The sequence below is a fragment of the Pseudomonas guariconensis genome (assembly GCF_024127895.1).
Lineage (GTDB): Bacteria > Pseudomonadota > Gammaproteobacteria > Pseudomonadales > Pseudomonadaceae > Aquipseudomonas > Aquipseudomonas guariconensis_B.
This window is the reverse complement of sequence record NZ_JAMYBK010000001.1, coordinates 107,869-124,413: the sequence shown is the minus strand read 5'-3', so window position 1 is coordinate 124,413 and position 16,545 is coordinate 107,869. Positions and strand designations below refer to the sequence as shown.

Sequence of the window (16,545 nt, the reverse complement as noted above, 5' to 3'; positions counted from 1 at the left end):
TATCTGAGTACCTTAGGCGTCATCACGGGCGACGCCGGGATTAATCGTCGAGGCGCTCTTCCAGTTGGCGCACTTCTTGGGCGAGCTTGTCGAGGAACTGCATGCGGCGCATCAGGCGCTCGGCCCTGTCGCGCTCGGCAGCATCGTCCCAGCAGGCGGCGAATTCCTCGTTCAGCGTGTCCTGGGCGACCTTCAGGCGCTTCTTGAACACCGCGACGCCGTCCAGGTCGGCCTCGTCCTGCAGCTCTTCGAGCTCTTCGCGCCACTGCATCTGCTGCAGCAGGAAGTCCGGGTCGTGCACGGTGACTTCCTGGGGCACTTCGTGGCCACTGATGGCCAACAGGTAACGGGCACGCCGCGGCGCGCTGCGCAAGGTCTGGTAAGCCTCGTTGAGGGCGGCTGACTTTTCCAGGGCTACGCGCTGCTCACGCTCGGAGGCGTCGGCGAAGCGGTCCGGATGGACCTCGCGGGCCAACTCGCGATAGCGAACGGCCAGCTTGTCGAGGTCCAGGCGAAAGCTGGGCTTGAGGTCGAACAGGGCGAAATGGCAAGGAGTACCCACGTCAACCCTCAGACATTGAAGCTTTCGCCGCAGCCACACTCACCGCGCACGTTGGGATTGTTGAACTTGAAGCCTTCGTTCAACCCTTCCTTGACGAAGTCCAGCTCGGTGCCGTCCAGGTAGACCAGGCTCTTGGGATCGATGATCACCTTGACGCCATGGCTCTCGTACACCTGGTCCTCGGCAGCCAGCTCGTCGACGAACTCCAGCACGTAGGCCAGGCCCGAGCAGCCGGTGGTGCGCACGCCCAGGCGGATGCCCTCACCCTTGCCGCGCCCTTCGAGGGAACGCCGCACGTGGTTGGCGGCGGCTTCTGTCATGCTGATAGCCATCGGAACTCTTTCCTCAACGTCAGTTACCTTGCCACAGGCGACTTAGAGCAAGCCTTTCTTCTGCTTGTAATCGCGCACGGCCGCCTTGATGGCGTCCTCGGCGAGCACGGAGCAGTGGATCTTCACCGGCGGCAGCGCCAGTTCCTCGGCCAGCTGGGTATTCTTGATGGTCTCGGCTTCGTCCAGGGTCTTGCCCTTCATCCACTCGGTGGCCAGGGAGCTGGAGGCGATGGCCGAGCCGCAGCCGTAGGTCTTGAACTTGGCGTCTTCGATGATGCCCTGTTCGTTGACCTTGATCTGCAGGCGCATGACGTCGCCACAGGCCGGCGCGCCGACCATGCCGGTACCGACATCCGGGTCCTCGGCGTTCAGCTTGCCGACGTTGCGCGGGTTTTCGTAGTGGTCGATGACCTTTTCACTGTATGCCATGGTGCAATTCCTTCCTCATCAGGGAGCCGCTCTTGCCGGCGACTGCTTAGTGGGCGGCCCACTCGATCTTGGAGATGTCAACGCCGTCTTTGTACATGTCCCACAGCGGCGACAGCTCACGCAGTTTGTTCACGGCCTCGCAGACCTTCTGCGCGGCGTAGTCGACTTCTTCTTCGGTGGTGAAACGGCCGAAGGTGAAGCGGATCGAGCTGTGCGCCAGCTCGTCGTTGCGGCCCAGGGCGCGCAGCACGTAGGAAGGCTCGAGCGAAGCGGAGGTGCAGGCCGAGCCGGACGATACCGCGATGTCCTTGAGGGCCATCAGCAGCGATTCGCCTTCCACGTAGTTGAAGCTCAGGTTCAGGTTGTGCGGCACGCGGGCGGTGCGGCTGCCATTGACGTACAGCTCTTCCAGGCTCTGGACCTGTTCGAAGAAGCGGTCGCTCAGCGCCTTGATACGGGCGTTCTCGCTGGCCATTTCCTGCTTGGCGATGGCGAAGGCCTCGCCCATGCCGACGATCTGGTGGGTGGCCAGGGTGCCGGAGCGCATGCCGCGCTCATGGCCGCCACCGTGCATGGTGGCTTCCAGGCGCACGCGCGGCTTGCGGCTGACGTACAGCGCGCCGATACCTTTCGGGCCGTAGGTCTTGTGCGCCGAGAAGGACATCAGGTCGACCTTGAGCTTTTGCAGGTCGATCTCGACCTTGCCGGTCGACTGGGCGGCATCGACGTGGAACAGCACGCCGCGGGAGCGGGTCAGCTCACCGATGGCGGCGATGTCGTTGATGGTGCCGATCTCGTTGTTGACGTGCATGACCGAGACCAGGATGGTGTCGTCGCGCAGCGCCGCCTCGACCATGGCCGGGGTGATGATGCCGTCTTCGCCAGGCTCGAGGTAGGTGACCTCGAAGCCCTCGCGCTCGAGCTGGCGAGCGGTGTCCAGGACCGCCTTGTGCTCGATCTTGGAGGTGACGATGTGCTTGCCCTTGGTGTGATAGAAGTGCGCGACACCCTTGATGGCCAGGTTGTCGGACTCGGTCGCGCCGCTGGTCCAGACGATTTCCCGCGGGTCGGCATTAACCAGGTCGGCGACCTGGCGGCGAGCGTTCTCGACCGCTTCCTCGGCCTTCCAGCCGAAGACGTGGGAGCGCGAGGCCGGGTTACCGAAGTTCCCGTCGACCAGCAGGCAGTCGGCCATCTTCTGGGCGACGCGGGGATCGACCGGGGTGGTCGCGGAGTAATCGAGGTAGATCGGCAACTTCATTGAGTATCTCCTATCAGGCGGTGGCGTCGCTCGTCGCTACGTTCAGTCGACGGCGGACGTCTCAATCTTGTCCAACTGGGCGTTGCGGCCCGCGACACGGCGCAGGTCCTGGCGCTGGGCGACTTCCTGCACCTCACGGCGCATGACGAGGTCAGCCAGGCTGATGCCGCTGAGGAATTCATGGATCTGCTGGCTGAGGTCGCACCACAAGTGGTGGGTCAGGCAGGTGTCACCGGCGTGGCAATCCCCCAGCCCCTGGCAACGGGTGGCATCGACCGATTCGTTGACCGCATCGATGACCTGGGCCACCTGGATGGTTTCCATGCCCCGCGACAGCTGGTAGCCGCCGCCCGGACCGCGCACGCTGGAAACCAGGCTGCTGCGGCGCAGCTTGGCGAACAGCTGTTCCAGATAAGAGAGGGAAATGCCCTGGCGCTCGGAAATGTCGGCCAAAGACACCGGCCCATGCTGCGCATGCAACGCCAGGTCAAGCATGGCGGTCACGGCATATCGGCCTTTGGTAGTCAGTCGCATGGCTAGTGGATACCACGGGAGTTACAGGATGTGAGCGAGTATGCGATTCCCGAGCATTTAAGTCAACTATTAGACCTACTGCTTTAGTCGGGCTTACATCGGGGAGGCGGGCGCGATTGTAGCAGACAAGGGGCGTGAGCACACGCCCCATCGTCGCTGCGCCGTAATCAATGTGGCTGAGTGTCGCTCTGCGCGGCCGGCTTGACCTCGGTGAAGTCTTCCTCGGGCAACGCCGGCAGCTCCTTGCCGCAATAGTCGCTGCCCAGCTTGGTCAATGCCCCGCACACGCCCTCCAGGCGCTCGTCGACCGCGTGCAGGTGATCGAGCATCTGGCCGATGGCGCGAGCCACCGGGTCGGGCATGTCGCCACTGACACCATAGGCATCGAAGCCGATCTTGTCGGCCATGGCCTTGCGCTTGGCCTCGACCTCGTCGTCCTCGGCCTTGACGATGATCCGCCCGGGGATGCCGACCGCGGTGGCACCGGCCGGCACCGCCTTGGTCACCACCGCGTTGGAACCGATCTTGGCCCCCGCGCCGACGGTGAACGGGCCGAGCACCTTGGCCCCGGCACCGACCACCACGCCGTTCTCCAGGGTCGGGTGGCGCTTGCCCTTGTTCCAGCTGGTGCCGCCCAGGGTCACGCCCTGGTACAGGGTGACGTCGTCGCCGATCTCGGCGGTCTCGCCGATGACGATGCCCATGCCGTGGTCGATGAAGAAGCGCCGGCCGATGGTGGCGCCCGGATGGATCTCGATACCGGTCAGCCAGCGGCCGAAGTTCGACACCAGGCGCGCCAGCCACTTGAAGTCACGCACCCACAGGGCATGACCCAGACGATGCAGCCAGATGGCGTGCATGCCCGGGTAGCAGGTCAGTACCTCGAAGGCGTTGCGCGCCGCCGGATCACGATGGAATACGCTCTGGATATCTTCACGCAGACGTTCGAACATCTTTTTAGTCCTTGCGCTTATGCGGCTCGCCCCTGGCGACCTTCTGGGTCTCGGTGAGGATGCCGCGCAAAATGCTCATTTCCGAACGATTGACCGCGCTGCGCCCATAGAGCCGGCGCAGGCGCGGCATCAGGTGCTTGGGCTTCTCGGGGTCAAGGAAGCCGATGTCCACCAGGGTTTTCTCCAGGTGTTCGTAGAACAGCTCCATCTCGTCCATGGTCGCCAGCTCGCCGCTGCGCAGCGAGTTGGCTTCGAATTTCTCGACCTTCGACGGCGCCCCTTGGGCCACCAGCCAGGCCATGCGCACCTCGTAGGCGAGCACCTGGACGGCAGCGGCAAGGTTCAACGAGCTGAAGTCGGGGTTCGAGGGAATGTGCACGTGAAAGTGACATCGCTGCAGTTCTTCGTTGGTCAGGCCGGCGTGCTCGCGACCGAACACCAGGGCGATTTCCTCGCCGGCGCCGGCCTGCTCCACGACCTTGATCCCGCACTCGCGGGGGTCGAGCAGCGGCCACGGGATACTGCGGTCGCGGGCGCTGGTGCCAAGCACCAGGCTGCAGCCGACCAGCGCCTGCTCGAGGCTGCCCACCACTTGGGCGTTATCCAGCACATCGTCGGCACCGGAGGCACGCGCAGTGGCGTCCACGGCGGGGAAATCCTGTGGCTGGACCAGTACCAGGCGCGACAAGCCCATGTTTTTCATGGCACGAGCAGCGCCGCCGATATTGCCGGGGTGGCTGGTATTGACCAGAACAACACGAATATTTTGCAGCAAGGTATCGAGCTCACAGATACAAGGAAAAGGGGAATCGATCTTACAGAACCGACAGGCGTAACGCCATGAAAGCAAATGTCACCCTTCTGCCGGAACAGTTTTCTGATAGAATGTGCGGCTTTCTTCTTTAACATCCCAGGTGAAACGCCCATGCAGCCTATGCTGAATATCGCGCTGCGCGCCGCTCGCAGCGCCAGTGAACTGATTTTCCGCTCCATCGAACGCCTGGATAGCATCAAGGTCGACGAGAAAGAGGCCAAGGACTACGTCTCCGAGGTCGATCGCGCCGCCGAGCAGAGCATCGTCAACGCCCTGCGCAAGGCCTACCCGAACCACTCCATCCAGGGAGAGGAAACCGGCCTGCACGCCGGCTCCGGCGAAGACGGCAAGGACTACCTGTGGATCATCGATCCGCTGGACGGCACCACCAACTTCCTGCGTGGCGTTCCTCACTTCGCGGTCAGCATCGCCTGCAAGTACCGCGGCCGCCTCGAGCACGCCGTGATCGTCGACCCGGTACGCCAGGAAGAATTCACCGCCAGCCGCGGTCGCGGCGCCCAGCTCAACGGCCGCCGCCTGCGCGTCAGCTCGCGCAGCAGCCTGGAAGGCGCCCTGCTGGGTACCGGTTTCCCGTTCCGTGACAACCAGATCGCCGACCTGGACAACTACCTGGGCATGTTCCGCGCCCTCACCGGCCAGACCGCCGGCATCCGCCGCGCCGGCGCTGCCAGCCTGGACCTGGCCTACGTCGCCGCCGGCCGTTTCGACGCCTTCTGGGAGTCGGGCCTGTCCGAGTGGGACATGGCTGCGGGCGTACTGCTGATCCAGGAAGCGGGTGGCCTGGTGAGCGACTTCAACGGTGGCCACGACTTCCTCGACAAGGGCCATATCGTCGCGGGCAACATCAAGTGCTTCAAGGCGGTGCTGACCGCCATCCAACCGCACCTGCCCGAGCACATGAAGCGCTAAGCGCGGATTGCAGCCACAAAAAAAAGCACCCCGCGGACCGCGCGGGGTGCTTTTTTTTGTGGCTGCAATTCACAACAGCGTGGGAGCGAGCGTGCCCGCGAACAAGGGTGTAGCCCTTGCTAAAGGGCATCTCCCACAAGGGGAGTTATTGGCCGACCTGGTTGTCACTCAGGACCAGGTTACCGTTCTTGTCCAGCGGGATGGTCGAGCCCGGCTCGTGGTTCATCTTCACCTGGCCGACCTTGTCGCCGATGGAGTACTTCACGTTATAGCCAACCACCTTCTCACTGATGTCGTTGACCGTGTTGCAGCGGGTCTGGGTGGTGGTATAGGTGTCACTGTTCTGCATGTGCTCCTGCACCTTGTTGCCCGCATAGCCACCACCGACCGCACCGGCCACGGTGGCGATCTTCTTGCCCGTGCCACCACCGATCTGGTTACCCAGCAGGCCACCCGCCAGGGCACCGACCACGGTGCCGGCGATCTGGTGCTGGTCCTTGACCGGCGCCTGGCGCGTCACGGTAACGTCCTTGCACACCTCACGCGGCGTCTTCACCTGTTGCTTGATCGGCTGCACGTCCATGACCTGGGCGTACTCAGGCCCCTTGTTCACCAAGCTGTAGGTCGCCACAGCACCTCCGGCGGTCACACCGACAGCACCCAGTACCGCACCCACCAGCATTGATTTGTTCACGCGAACCTCCTGATCGTACCCGCGGGATCTTGCCCGCCTTCTCCCAGCCTTGGAGCGAAAAAAAAGGCGCGAGTTCAACACTCGCGCCCTTCTTTACGCCAAACGGTGTAGGACAACGCCTTACGGACGGTCGTCCACCCCCTCGGCCTTGACCGTCGGGATCAGGTCTTCGCTGCTCAGGTTCAGCCAGATCAACACCACGTTGGCGATGTAGATCGACGAGTAGGTACCCGCCAGGACACCGATGAACAGCGCCAGGGAGAAGCCGAACAGGTTGTCGCCGCCGAAGAACAGCAGCGCGGCCAGGGCCAGCAAGGTCGACACCGAGGTGGCGATGGTCCGCAGCAGGGTCTGGGTGGTCGAGACGTTGATGTTCTCGATCAGCGAGGCCTTGCGCATGACCCGGAAGTTCTCGCGCACGCGGTCGAATACGACGATGGTGTCGTTGAGCGAGTAACCGATGATCGCCAGCACCGCAGCCAGCACCGTCAGGTCGAAGGTGATCTGGAAGAACGACAGGATACCCAGCGTCACCACCACGTCGTGGACCAGCGAGACGATGGCACCGACGGCGAACTTCCACTGGAAGCGGAAGGCCAGGTAGACCAGGATGCCGCCCAGGGCCAGGAGCATGCCCAGGCCGCCCTGGTCACGCAGTTCCTCGCCCACTTGCGGGCCGACGAACTCGACGCGCTTGACCGTCGCCTGGTTGTCGCCGCCAACCTTCTGCAAGGCCGCCGCGACACGGTTGCCCAACTGCGGATCATCGCCCGGCATACGTACCAGCAGGTCGGTGGTGGCACCGAAGCTCTGCACCACGGCCTCCCCGAAGCCCGCCTGGGCCAGCTCGGCACGTACCGTCGTAAGGTCCGCCGGACGCTCGTAGGTCAGCTCGATGAGCGTACCGCCGGTGAAGTCCAGACCGAAGTTCAGGCCCTTCTGCCACCAACTGAACAAGGCCAGCACGGTGAGGAGCAGGGTAATGGCGAACGCGACATTGCGCACGCCCATGAAATTGATGGTTTTCATCGCAGCTCCCTCAAACCCACAGCTTCTTGATGTCACGCCCGCCGCAGGTCAGGTTGACCATGGCGCGGGTCACCATGACGGCGGTGAACATCGAGGTGAAAATCCCGAGGGACATGGTGACCGCGAAGCCCTTGACCGGGCCGGTACCCATGGCGAACAGGATGCCACCGACCAGCAGGCTGGTCAGGTTGGCGTCGATGATCGCGGTGTAGGCACGGTTGAAGCCTTCGTGGATGGCGCGCTGCACCGACATGCCAGCCCTGATTTCCTCGCGGATCCGCGAGAAGATCAGCACGTTGGCGTCCACCGCCATACCCATGGTCAGCACGATACCGGCGATACCCGGCAGGGTCAGCGTCGCACCCAACAGCGACATCAGCGCCAGCAGCAGGACCATGTTGCCCGCCAGGGCGATGGTAGCGATCACGCCGAAGCCACGGTAGATGGCCATGATGAACAGCGAGACGAACAGCATGCCCCACAGGGAGGCATCGATGCCCTTGACGATGTTGTCGGCGCCCAGGCTCGGGCCGATGGTGCGCTCCTCGGCGAAGTACATCGGCGCGGCCAGGCCACCGGCGCGCAGCAGCAGGGCCAGCTCGGACGACTCGCCCTGGCCGTTCAGGCCGGTGATGCGGAACTGGCTGCCCAGCGGCGACTGGATAGTGGCCAGGCTGATGATCTTCTTCTCTTCCTGGAAGCTCTGTACCGGCACTTCCTTCTCGACGCCATCGACCGTCTGCTTGACATAGCGCGTCACCGGTTTCTGCTCGATGAAGATCACCGCCATGCTGCGACCGACATTGGTGCGGGTGGCGCGGCTCATCAGCTCGCCGCCGTGGCCGTCGAGGCGGATGTTGACCTGCGGGCGGCCCTGCTCGTCGAAGCTGGCCTGGGCATCGGTGACCTGGTCACCGGTGATGATCAAGCCACGCTCGACCGCGGCGGAGCGCCCGCCTTCACGGAACTCGAACACCTCGGTGGTGGCCTTGGAAGCGCCCGGCTCGGCACCGAAGCGGAACTCCAGGTTGGCGGTCTTGCCGAGGATACGCTTGGCCTCGGCGGTGTCCTGCACGCCTGGCAGCTCGACCACGATACGGTTGGCACCCTGGCGCTGGACCAGCGGCTCGGCCACGCCCAGCTCGTTGACCCGGTTGCGCACGGTGGTCAGGTTCTGCTTGATCGAGTATTCGCGGATCTCGGCGACTTTCGCCTGGGTCAGCGCCAGACGCAGCACGGCGAGCTCGTTGCGCTCGGTGGTGGTCAGGTCGAAGTCATTGAAATTCTTGCGGATCAGGCTACGGGCCTGCTCGCGGGTGGCATCGTTGGCGAAGCCCAGCATGATGCCGCCGTCCTGCTGGGGCAGGCTGCGATAGCGGATGCGCTCTTTGCGCAGCAGGGTCTTCACTTCGCCTTCATAGACCTTCAGGCGGGCGTTCATGGCCTTGTCCATGTCCACTTCCAGCAGGAAGTGCACACCACCGGACAGGTCCAGGCCCAGCTTCATCGGGCTGGCGCCCAGGTTGCGCAGCCATTGCGGGGTGGTCTGGGCCAGGTTCAGGGCCACGACGTAATCATCGCCCATCGCCTTGCGCACCACATCCTTGGCCGGCAGCTGATCTTCCTGGTTGACCAGGCGCACCAGCGCGCTGCCCTTCTCGCCCAGGCTGCTGCCCTTGACGGTGATGCCGGCATCGGTCAGGGCCGTGGTGGCGCGGTCCAGGTCGGCCTGGGAGACCTGCAGGGCCGAGCTGGCACCGCTGATCTGCACCGCCGGGTCATCCGGGTAGAGGTTGGGAGCGGAATAAATAAAGCCGATCGCCAGTACCACCAGGATCAGCAGGTATTTCCACAGAGGGTATTTGTTCAGCATCACGCCGCCCGTTCAAGACGCGGGGCGCGTTGCGCGCCCCGACTGGAAAAGAAAAACGATGACTCAGATAGCCTTGAGCGTACCTTTTGGCAGGGTCGCCGCCACGGCGCCCTTCTGGAACTTCAGCTCGACGTTGTCGGAAACTTCCAGGACCACGAAATCATCGGAAACCTTGACGATCTTGCCAGCGATACCGCCGTTGGTGACGACTTCGTCACCTTTTTGCAAGTTGCTCAGCAGGTTCTTCTGCTCTTTGGCACGCTTGGCCTGCGGACGCCAGATCATCAGGTAGAAGATGACCAGGAAACCGACCAGGAAGATCCATTCGAAGCCGGTACCGGCGGGGCCGGCGGCAGGGGCAGCAGCGTCCGCGTAGGCGGCGGGAATCAGAAAGCTCATTGGGCACTCCAGTGACTAAGGTTTTGTTAAGTGCGGACAGTCAGTCCAAGGGCGGCACAGGCAGCCCGCGCTTGGCATAGAAGGCGTCGACAAAGGCGGCCAATTTACCTTGTTGAATAGCCTCGCGTAAACCGGCCATCAAACGCTGGTAATGGCGCAAGTTGTGGATCGTATTCAGCATGCTGCTCAGCATTTCGCCGCACTTGTCCAAGTGATGCAGATAAGCGCGAGAGAAGTTCTTGCAGGTGTAGCAGTCGCAGGTTGGATCCAGTGGCGAATCATCATGGCGATGGAACGCGTTGCGGATCTTGATCACCCCGGTATCGACGAACAGATGGCCGTTGCGCGCGTTGCGCGTGGGCATCACGCAATCGAACATGTCGACGCCGCGGCGCACACCCTCCACAAGATCCTCGGGTTTGCCTACCCCCATAAGGTAACGAGGTTTGTCAGCGGGCATCTGCGCCGGCAGGTAGTCCAGCACCTTGATCATTTCGTGCTTGGGCTCCCCCACCGACAGGCCGCCGATCGCCAGGCCGTCGAAACCGATGTTTTCCAGGGCCTCCAGCGAACGCATGCGCAGGTCCTGGTACATGCCGCCCTGGACGATGCCGAACAGCGCCGCGGTATTGTCGGCATGGGCGTTCTTCGAGCGCAGGGCCCAGCGCAGCGACAGCTCCATGGAGGCTTGCGCCACGTCGTGCTCGGCCGGGTACGGCGTGCACTCGTCGAAGATCATCACGATGTCCGAGCCCAAGTCGCGTTGGACCTGCATGGATTCCTCCGGCCCCATGAACACCTTGGAACCGTCCACCGGCGAGGCGAAGGTCACGCCCTCTTCCTTGATCTTGCGCATGGCGCCCAGGCTGAACACCTGGAAGCCGCCGGAGTCGGTGAGGATCGGGCCTTTCCATTGCATGAAGTCGTGCAGGCTGCCGTGCTTCTTGATCACCTCGGTACCCGGGCGCAGCCACAGGTGGAAGGTATTGCCAAGGATGATCTCGGCGCCGATGGCCTCGATATCGCGTGGCAGCATGCCCTTGACCGTGCCATAGGTGCCCACCGGCATGAACGCCGGGGTTTCCACCGTGCCACGGGGGAAGGTCAGGCGACCGCGACGGGCCTTGCCGTCGGTGGCCAGCAGTTCGAAGGACATTCGACAGGTGCGACTCATGCTTGATCCTCGGGGCCGCGTGGCGCCGGATTGCGGGTGATGAACATGGCATCACCGTAACTGAAGAAGCGGTACTCCTGCTCGACCGCCGCCGCGTAGGCAGCCATGGTCTCGGGGTAGCCGGCGAAGGCCGAGACCAGCATCAGCAGCGTGGACTCCGGCAGGTGGAAATTGGTGACCAGGGCATCGACCACATGGAACGGCCGGCCCGGGTAGATGAAGATGTCGGTGTCGCCACTGAAGGCTTTCAGCTGGCCATCACGCGCCGCGCTCTCCAGCGAGCGCACGCTGGTGGTCCCCACCGCGATCACCCGACCGCCACGGGCACGGCAGGCCTCGACGGCGTCCACCACCGCCTGGCTGACTTCCAGCCACTCCTTGTGCATGTGGTGGTCCTCGATCTTGTCGACGCGCACCGGCTGGAAGGTCCCGGCCCCCACGTGCAGGGTGACGAAGGCGCATGCCACGCCCTTGTCGGCGATCTTCTCCAGCAGCGACTCGTCGAAGTGCAGCCCCGCCGTGGGCGCTGCCACCGCGCCGGCACGTTCGGCGTAGACGGTCTGGTAGCGCTCGCGGTCGGCGCCTTCGTCGGGCCGGTCGATATAAGGCGGCAGCGGCATGTGCCCTACCCGCTCCAGCAGCGGCAGCACGTCCTCGCTGAACCGCAGCTCGAACAGCGTCTCGTGGCGCGCGACCATCTCGGCCTCGCCGCCGCCGTCGATGAGGATTTGCGTACCCGGCTTGGGCGCCTTGCTGGCGCGTACGTGGGCGAGCACGCGGTGGTTGTCCAGCACGCGCTCGACCAGCACCTCCAGCTTGCCACCGGAGGCCTTCTGGCCGAACAGCCGCGCCGGGATCACCCGGGTATTGTTGAACACCATCAGGTCGCCCGGGCGCAGGTATTCGAGCAGGTCGGTGAAGCGCCGGTGCGAAAGCGCCCCGCTCGGCCCGTCGAGGACCAGCAGACGGCTGCCATGGCGCTCGGCCAGGGGGTGGCGGGCGATCAGGGAATCGGGGAGTTCGAAGGAAAAATCGGCGACGCGCATGATGGTGTTCGGTTCGACAGGGCCGGAAAGTTTAGCCCAACGCGCGAAAATTGACCATGAAACCCGATTGACCGACCCTCGACGCCTCTCTATACTGCGGCGCCACAAGCCCTGATGGCGGAATTGGTAGACGCGGCGGATTCAAAATCCGTTTTCGAAAGGAGTGGGAGTTCGAGTCTCCCTCGGGGCACCAAGATCCGAAAGAACCGACCTTATGGTCGGTTTTTTTATGCCTGGAATTCTGGATGCCAATCCGACCGTTCCAGCACGCCGCAGGTGATTCCGATAGACAAGGCATTATTTCCCACTTCAGCGCTCTGCCTGTGGGAGCGGCCTTGTGTCGCGATTGGGGCGCACAACGCCCCTACACCGCCTTCCAACGCGATCAACGATCTCGTTTCGCACATCCATGCAGCCTCCGCATACGCCCAATGCAGCGATTGCAGTGCCCCGTTGACGAGGCACAAGCGGAACAACGAAAAAGCCCCTTGTTCTGAACAAACACATAAGCCAACATTACAGAGAATCATTCTCATGAAGAGCCGATCATGCCCTCCGCCACCCTGCACCAGCTCTACCAGACCCACAACGGCTGGCTGAACACCTGGCTCCGCGCACGCCTGGGCAACTCCAGCGATGCCGCCGACCTGGCGCAGGACACTTTCATGCGCGTGCTGGCCGCCCGCAACGTCGAGGCCATCCGCGAACCGCGCACCTACCTCAGCTCCATCGCCCGCGCCTTGATGATCGATCGCTTCCGCCGCCGTGCCGTGGAACAGGCCTACCTCGACGCCCTGGCCCTGCGCCCGGAGCCGCTGGACATCTCCCCGGAAACGCGCCTGCTGATCCTCGAAACCCTCACCGCCGTGGATGCCATGCTCGACGGCCTGGGCGATCGCACCCGTACGGTATTCCTGGCGGTGCAACTGGAAGGCCTGAGCTACGTGGCCACGGCGCAGCGCCTGAACGTGTCGGTGACCACGGTGAAGAAGCACATGATCCGCGCCATGACCCAGTGCCTGCTGCTGGTGGAAGACTGAGCGATGCTGGAGCGCAAGGTGCTGGAGGCCGCGGCCACCTGGTACGTGCAGCTCAATGCCGCGCCGCCAGGCCAGGCCGATCATGCTGGCTGGCAAGCGTGGCTGGAGCAGGACGAGCGCCACGCCAGGGCCTGGGCACGATTAGAAAAATTGCAACGCCAGCTCGACACACTCCCCGGCGAGATCGCCCTGCCGGCCCTGGCCGGTGTCCGCACAAGGCGCCGGGCGGTGGCCAAGGTGCTGGGGCTGTTGCTGGCCGCTGGCGCCACGGGCTGGGGCCTGCAGGTGATCGAACCGTTGTCGTCGCGGCTGGCGCAGTATCGTACCCGCAAAGGCGAGCGGCGCCATGTGCACCTGGCCGATGGCGGGCGGTTGGAGATCAACACCAACAGTGCCCTGGACGTTCTCTATGGCGCGACCCTGCGCGAGGTACGCCTGCACCACGGCGAAGTCCTCATCCAGACGGCAGCCGATACGGCGCAGCGGCCCTTCATCGTGCATACCCCACAGGGCAGCATCCGCGCCCTGGGCACGCGCTTCAGCGTACGCAGCGAAGGCCAGCGCTGCCTGGTCCAGGTCACGGCGCATGCGGTCGAACTGCGTCCGGCACAGTCCCCCAGCCGCCTGCTGCGACTGGAAGCCGGCCAACAGGCCTGGTTCGACGATCATCGCCTGGATGTGCCGAGCCCCCTGCCCGACGATAGCGATGCCTGGGTGCGCGGCATGCTGATGGTGGTGGACTGGCGCCTGCGCGACCTGGTCGTCGAGCTCGGCCGCTACCGCCCGGGCTTGCTGGCCTGCAGCGACGCCGTCGCCGACCTGCGCGTCTCCGGCGCCTTCCGCCTGGACGATAGCGATCGCATCCTGGAAAACCTGGCCACATCACTGCCGATCCGGGTGCGTTACCTGACCCGCTACTGGGTGCGCATCGAGGCCGCATGAAAAATTTCCTGCAAAGGGTTGCCGATTTTCATTCTCATTCGGCCAAGCACTGAAGCGGCGACAACTGCCGCACCTTTGCCACGCCAACCCTAGGAAAACACGATGCCCCGTCTTGCCCTGGCCCATGCCATCCACCTGGCCTTGTTTGGCCTGATCGCCACGCCCTTGATCCCCACGGCCTACGCTGCCGAGCAGAACCAGGCCCGTCATTTCGAGATCGAGCCGGGCCCACTGGGTTCCGCCCTGAGCCAGTTCGCCAGCCATGCGGGGGTGAACCTGTCGTTCGCCAGCGAGCAGACCCAAGGCCTGACCTCGCCCGGCCTGCGTGGCCACTACTCGGTGGAGGATGGCCTGGCCCATCTGCTGGCCGGCAGTGGCCTGCAGGCGCGGCGCCAGAGCAATGGCGGCTACGTGCTGATGCCGGTTTCGGCACCGGGAGAAACCGCCCTGGAGCTGACCGCCCTGAGCATCTCCGGCAAGGCGCCGGGCTCGACCACCGAGGGCTCGGGCTCCTACACCACCGAGTCGTCGAGCAGCTCGACCCGCCTGAACCTGTCGCTCAAGGAAACCCCACAATCGGTCACCGTGCTGACCCGCCAGCGCCTGGAAGACCAGAAGCTCGACAACCTCACCGACGCCCTCGACGCCACCACCGGCATCACCGTGGTACGCGAAAGCATTGGCGGCGACAGCACCACCTACCTGTCGCGCGGCTTCCCGATCAACAACTTCGAGATCGACGGCGTACCCACCTCGTCGCGCATGGACAACTACACCCAGAACACCGCCATGTACGACCGAGTCGAAGTGGTGCGCGGTGCCACCGGCCTGATCAGCGGGCTGGGCAACCCGTCGGCGACCATCAACCTGATCCGCAAGCGCCCCACCGTGGATCCACAGGTCCTGCTGTCGGCCGAAGCCGGTAGCTGGGACCGCTACGGCCTGAGCGTGGATGTGGGCGGCGCGCTGAACGACAGCGGCAACGTGCGTGGCCGCTTCGTCGCCGACCAGAAGGACCAGCATGCCTGGATCGACCGCTTCAACCAGGAGCTGTCGACCCTCTATGGCATCACCGAACTCGACCTGAGCGACTCGACCCTGCTGACACTGGGCTTCAGCCACCAGGTCACCCACGCCAACGCGCCGATGCGCACGGGCTTTCCGCTGTTCACCACCGACGGCGACCTGACCGACATCCGCCGCTCGTTCAACCCCTCGCCCGACTGGACCTACTACGACCGCAAGCAGAGCACACTTTTCGCCTCGGTCGAGCAGCACTTCGCCAACGGCTGGAGCGGCAAGCTGGAATACAGCCACGCCCGCAATGACTACGACAGCGTGGTCACCTACATGAGCGGCGAAATCGACAAGGCCACCGGTGCCGGGGCCTACATCATGCCGACCCGCTGGAAGGCCACGCCCGAGCAGGACAACCTCGACGCCTACATGACCGGCACCTTCCCTTTGTTCGGCCGTGAACACGAACTGATCACCGGCGTCACCCTGTCACGCATCGAGGAGCGCGGCACCGCCAACTATGGCGGCTGGCAGCGCCCAGGGTCCGGCTACCAGGGCACCATCGACAACATCTATACCTGGGACGGCCATGCGCCCAAACCGGTATTCAACAAAATCGGCGAAGACGACCTGACCGAAACCCAGTACGGCGCCTACCTGACGTCGCGCTGGCACCTGAGCGATGCCGCCAGCCTCATCGTCGGCGCACGGGTGGTGGACTGGAACCGCGAGAGCAAGAGCCGTCTCTATGCCGGTTCGAGCAGCAAGAGCGAGCGCACCGAGACCGGCATCGTCATCCCCTATGCCGGCTTCGTCTATGACCTGGACGACACCTGGACCGCCTACGCCAGCTACACGCAGATCTTCAACCCACAGTCGTCGAACATCCGCGACGTCAATGGCACCCCCCTCGATCCCCTGGAGGGCACGGGCTACGAGCTGGGCTTGAAGGCAGGCTTCTACGAAGGCCGGCTCAATGCCAGCCTGGCGCTGTTCCGGGTCGAGCAAGACAACCTCGCGGTGGCCGACGGTGACCGCCTGCAACCCAATGGCTACCAGGCCTACAAGGCCGAGAGCGGCACCACCAGCGAAGGCGTGGAGCTGGAGGTCAATGGTGAACTCGCCGACGGCTGGCAGATCACCGGCGGCTACTCCTACAGCGTCAGCTTCAACGATGACGACCATCGCATCGTCACCGAGATCCCGCGCAACAGCGTCAAGCTGTTCACCACCTACCGCCTGCCCGGTGCGCTGGACAAGCTGACCGTCGGCGGCGGGGTGAACTGGCAGAGCGAGACCGGCTACGACCTGAGCTACGCCACCACCCAGAGCAGCTATGCCCTGGCCAACCTGATGGCGCGCTACCAGATCACCCCGTCGCTGTCGGCCACGCTCAACGTCAACAACCTGTTCGACAAGGAGTACTACACCACCACCGCCGCCGGGCTGTATGGCGCGCCGCGCAACTTCATGACGACGTTGCGCTACGCCTACTGAGGTACAGGGGCCCTTGGTT

Annotated in this window: 17 protein-coding genes and 1 tRNA gene; 5 read left to right on the top strand and 13 right to left on the bottom strand. The window is 64.0% G+C overall.

What is annotated here, in order from left to right; genetic code table 11:
* Positions 1-40 precede the first annotated feature (40 nt).
* The 7 genes from hscB to trmJ form a co-directional block, all read right to left on the bottom strand.
* Complete coding sequence (gene hscB / locus NJF35_RS00600) at positions 41-562, bottom strand: co-chaperone HscB (protein WP_253080779.1); 522 nt, start codon at positions 560-562, stop codon at positions 41-43.
* Between the two features lie 8 nt (positions 563-570).
* On the bottom strand, positions 571-894 hold the full coding sequence (gene iscA, locus NJF35_RS00595; protein WP_253080780.1) for an iron-sulfur cluster assembly protein IscA: 324 nt from the start codon (positions 892-894) through the stop codon (positions 571-573).
* 42 nt (positions 895-936) lie between these two features.
* Positions 937-1,323: a Fe-S cluster assembly scaffold IscU gene (gene iscU / locus NJF35_RS00590; RefSeq protein ID WP_225788609.1), complete on the bottom strand. Its 387-nt coding sequence runs from the start codon at positions 1,321-1,323 to the stop codon at positions 937-939.
* A gap of 46 nt (positions 1,324-1,369) precedes the next feature.
* On the bottom strand, positions 1,370-2,584 hold the full coding sequence (locus tag NJF35_RS00585; protein WP_225788608.1) for an IscS subfamily cysteine desulfurase: 1,215 nt from the start codon (positions 2,582-2,584) through the stop codon (positions 1,370-1,372).
* A 42-nt stretch (positions 2,585-2,626) separates the two neighbouring features.
* Positions 2,627-3,118, bottom strand: coding sequence for a Fe-S cluster assembly transcriptional regulator IscR (iscR, locus tag NJF35_RS00580; protein ID WP_253090577.1), 492 nt, complete (start codon positions 3,116-3,118; stop codon positions 2,627-2,629).
* A gap of 167 nt (positions 3,119-3,285) precedes the next feature.
* Positions 3,286-4,071, bottom strand: coding sequence for a serine O-acetyltransferase (gene cysE, locus NJF35_RS00575; protein ID WP_253080782.1), 786 nt, complete (start codon positions 4,069-4,071; stop codon positions 3,286-3,288).
* Between the two features lie 4 nt (positions 4,072-4,075).
* A complete protein-coding gene (trmJ, locus tag NJF35_RS00570) occupies positions 4,076-4,846 on the bottom strand; it encodes a tRNA (cytosine(32)/uridine(32)-2'-O)-methyltransferase TrmJ (RefSeq protein ID WP_225788605.1) in 771 nt (256 codons plus the stop codon).
* A 150-nt stretch (positions 4,847-4,996) separates the two neighbouring features.
* Between trmJ and suhB the strand changes: the two genes are divergently transcribed.
* Positions 4,997-5,815 (top strand): inositol monophosphatase family protein, encoded by an 819-nt coding sequence (gene suhB, locus NJF35_RS00565; protein WP_225788604.1) that lies wholly within the window; start codon positions 4,997-4,999, stop codon positions 5,813-5,815.
* A 145-nt stretch (positions 5,816-5,960) separates the two neighbouring features.
* Here suhB and NJF35_RS00560 read toward each other — a convergent pair whose 3' ends face one another.
* The 6 genes from NJF35_RS00560 to queA form a co-directional block, all read right to left on the bottom strand.
* Positions 5,961-6,509 (bottom strand): glycine zipper 2TM domain-containing protein, encoded by a 549-nt coding sequence (locus tag NJF35_RS00560; RefSeq protein ID WP_225788603.1) that lies wholly within the window; start codon positions 6,507-6,509, stop codon positions 5,961-5,963.
* Positions 6,510-6,629: 120 nt separating this feature from the next.
* Positions 6,630-7,538: a protein translocase subunit SecF gene (secF, locus tag NJF35_RS00555; protein WP_225788602.1), complete on the bottom strand. Its 909-nt coding sequence runs from the start codon at positions 7,536-7,538 to the stop codon at positions 6,630-6,632.
* 10 nt (positions 7,539-7,548) lie between these two features.
* Positions 7,549-9,411 carry a protein translocase subunit SecD gene (secD, locus tag NJF35_RS00550; RefSeq protein ID WP_253090576.1) on the bottom strand — a complete coding sequence of 621 codons (1,863 nt, stop codon included), beginning with the start codon at positions 9,409-9,411 and terminating at the stop codon, positions 7,549-7,551.
* 63 nt (positions 9,412-9,474) lie between these two features.
* The gene (gene yajC, locus NJF35_RS00545; RefSeq protein ID WP_023382222.1) at positions 9,475-9,810 is read right to left on the bottom strand and encodes a preprotein translocase subunit YajC; all 336 of its coding nucleotides are present in this window, start codon (positions 9,808-9,810) and stop codon (positions 9,475-9,477) included.
* Between the two features lie 40 nt (positions 9,811-9,850).
* Positions 9,851-10,966: a tRNA guanosine(34) transglycosylase Tgt gene (gene tgt, locus NJF35_RS00540; protein WP_225788664.1), complete on the bottom strand. Its 1,116-nt coding sequence runs from the start codon at positions 10,964-10,966 to the stop codon at positions 9,851-9,853.
* 14 nt (positions 10,967-10,980) lie between these two features.
* Positions 10,981-12,030, bottom strand: a complete 1,050-nt coding sequence (queA, locus tag NJF35_RS00535) for a tRNA preQ1(34) S-adenosylmethionine ribosyltransferase-isomerase QueA (RefSeq protein ID WP_225788600.1) — start codon at positions 12,028-12,030, stop codon at positions 10,981-10,983.
* A gap of 108 nt (positions 12,031-12,138) precedes the next feature.
* Here queA and NJF35_RS00530 point away from each other — a divergent pair.
* From NJF35_RS00530 to NJF35_RS00515, 4 genes are all read left to right on the top strand, one after another.
* Positions 12,139-12,223: transfer RNA gene (locus NJF35_RS00530), tRNA-Leu, on the top strand.
* A 355-nt stretch (positions 12,224-12,578) separates the two neighbouring features.
* The gene (locus NJF35_RS00525; protein ID WP_253090575.1) at positions 12,579-13,070 is read left to right on the top strand and encodes a sigma-70 family RNA polymerase sigma factor; all 492 of its coding nucleotides are present in this window, start codon (positions 12,579-12,581) and stop codon (positions 13,068-13,070) included.
* A 3-nt stretch (positions 13,071-13,073) separates the two neighbouring features.
* Positions 13,074-14,012, top strand: a complete 939-nt coding sequence (locus NJF35_RS00520) for a FecR domain-containing protein (protein WP_253090574.1) — start codon at positions 13,074-13,076, stop codon at positions 14,010-14,012.
* Between the two features lie 102 nt (positions 14,013-14,114).
* Positions 14,115-16,526, top strand: a complete 2,412-nt coding sequence (locus NJF35_RS00515; protein ID WP_225788597.1) for a TonB-dependent siderophore receptor — start codon at positions 14,115-14,117, stop codon at positions 16,524-16,526.
* Positions 16,527-16,545 lie beyond the last annotated feature (19 nt).

Bases quoted from the DNA above. Each gene is read 5' to 3' on its own strand.
- iscA (WP_253080780.1), bottom strand. From the start codon at position 894: ATGGCTATCAGCATGACAGAAGCCGCCGCCAACCACGTGCGGCGTTCC.
- iscU (WP_225788609.1), bottom strand. From the start codon at position 1,323: ATGGCATACAGTGAAAAGGTCATCGACCACTACGAAAACCCGCGCAAC.
- NJF35_RS00585 (WP_225788608.1), bottom strand. From the start codon at position 2,584: ATGAAGTTGCCGATCTACCTCGATTACTCCGCGACCACCCCGGTCGAT.
- iscR (WP_253090577.1), bottom strand. From the start codon at position 3,118: ATGCGACTGACTACCAAAGGCCGATATGCCGTGACCGCCATGCTTGAC.
- cysE (WP_253080782.1), bottom strand. From the start codon at position 4,071: ATGTTCGAACGTCTGCGTGAAGATATCCAGAGCGTATTCCATCGTGAT.
- suhB (WP_225788604.1), top strand. From the start codon at position 4,997: ATGCAGCCTATGCTGAATATCGCGCTGCGCGCCGCTCGCAGCGCCAGT.
- secF (WP_225788602.1), bottom strand. From the start codon at position 7,538: ATGAAAACCATCAATTTCATGGGCGTGCGCAATGTCGCGTTCGCCATT.
- secD (WP_253090576.1), bottom strand. From the start codon at position 9,411: ATGCTGAACAAATACCCTCTGTGGAAATACCTGCTGATCCTGGTGGTA.
- yajC (WP_023382222.1), bottom strand. From the start codon at position 9,810: ATGAGCTTTCTGATTCCCGCCGCCTACGCGGACGCTGCTGCCCCTGCC.
- tgt (WP_225788664.1), bottom strand. From the start codon at position 10,966: ATGTCCTTCGAACTGCTGGCCACCGACGGCAAGGCCCGTCGCGGTCGC.
- queA (WP_225788600.1), bottom strand. From the start codon at position 12,030: ATGCGCGTCGCCGATTTTTCCTTCGAACTCCCCGATTCCCTGATCGCC.
- NJF35_RS00525 (WP_253090575.1), top strand. From the start codon at position 12,579: ATGCCCTCCGCCACCCTGCACCAGCTCTACCAGACCCACAACGGCTGG.
- NJF35_RS00520 (WP_253090574.1), top strand. From the start codon at position 13,074: ATGCTGGAGCGCAAGGTGCTGGAGGCCGCGGCCACCTGGTACGTGCAG.
- NJF35_RS00515 (WP_225788597.1), top strand. From the start codon at position 14,115: ATGCCCCGTCTTGCCCTGGCCCATGCCATCCACCTGGCCTTGTTTGGC.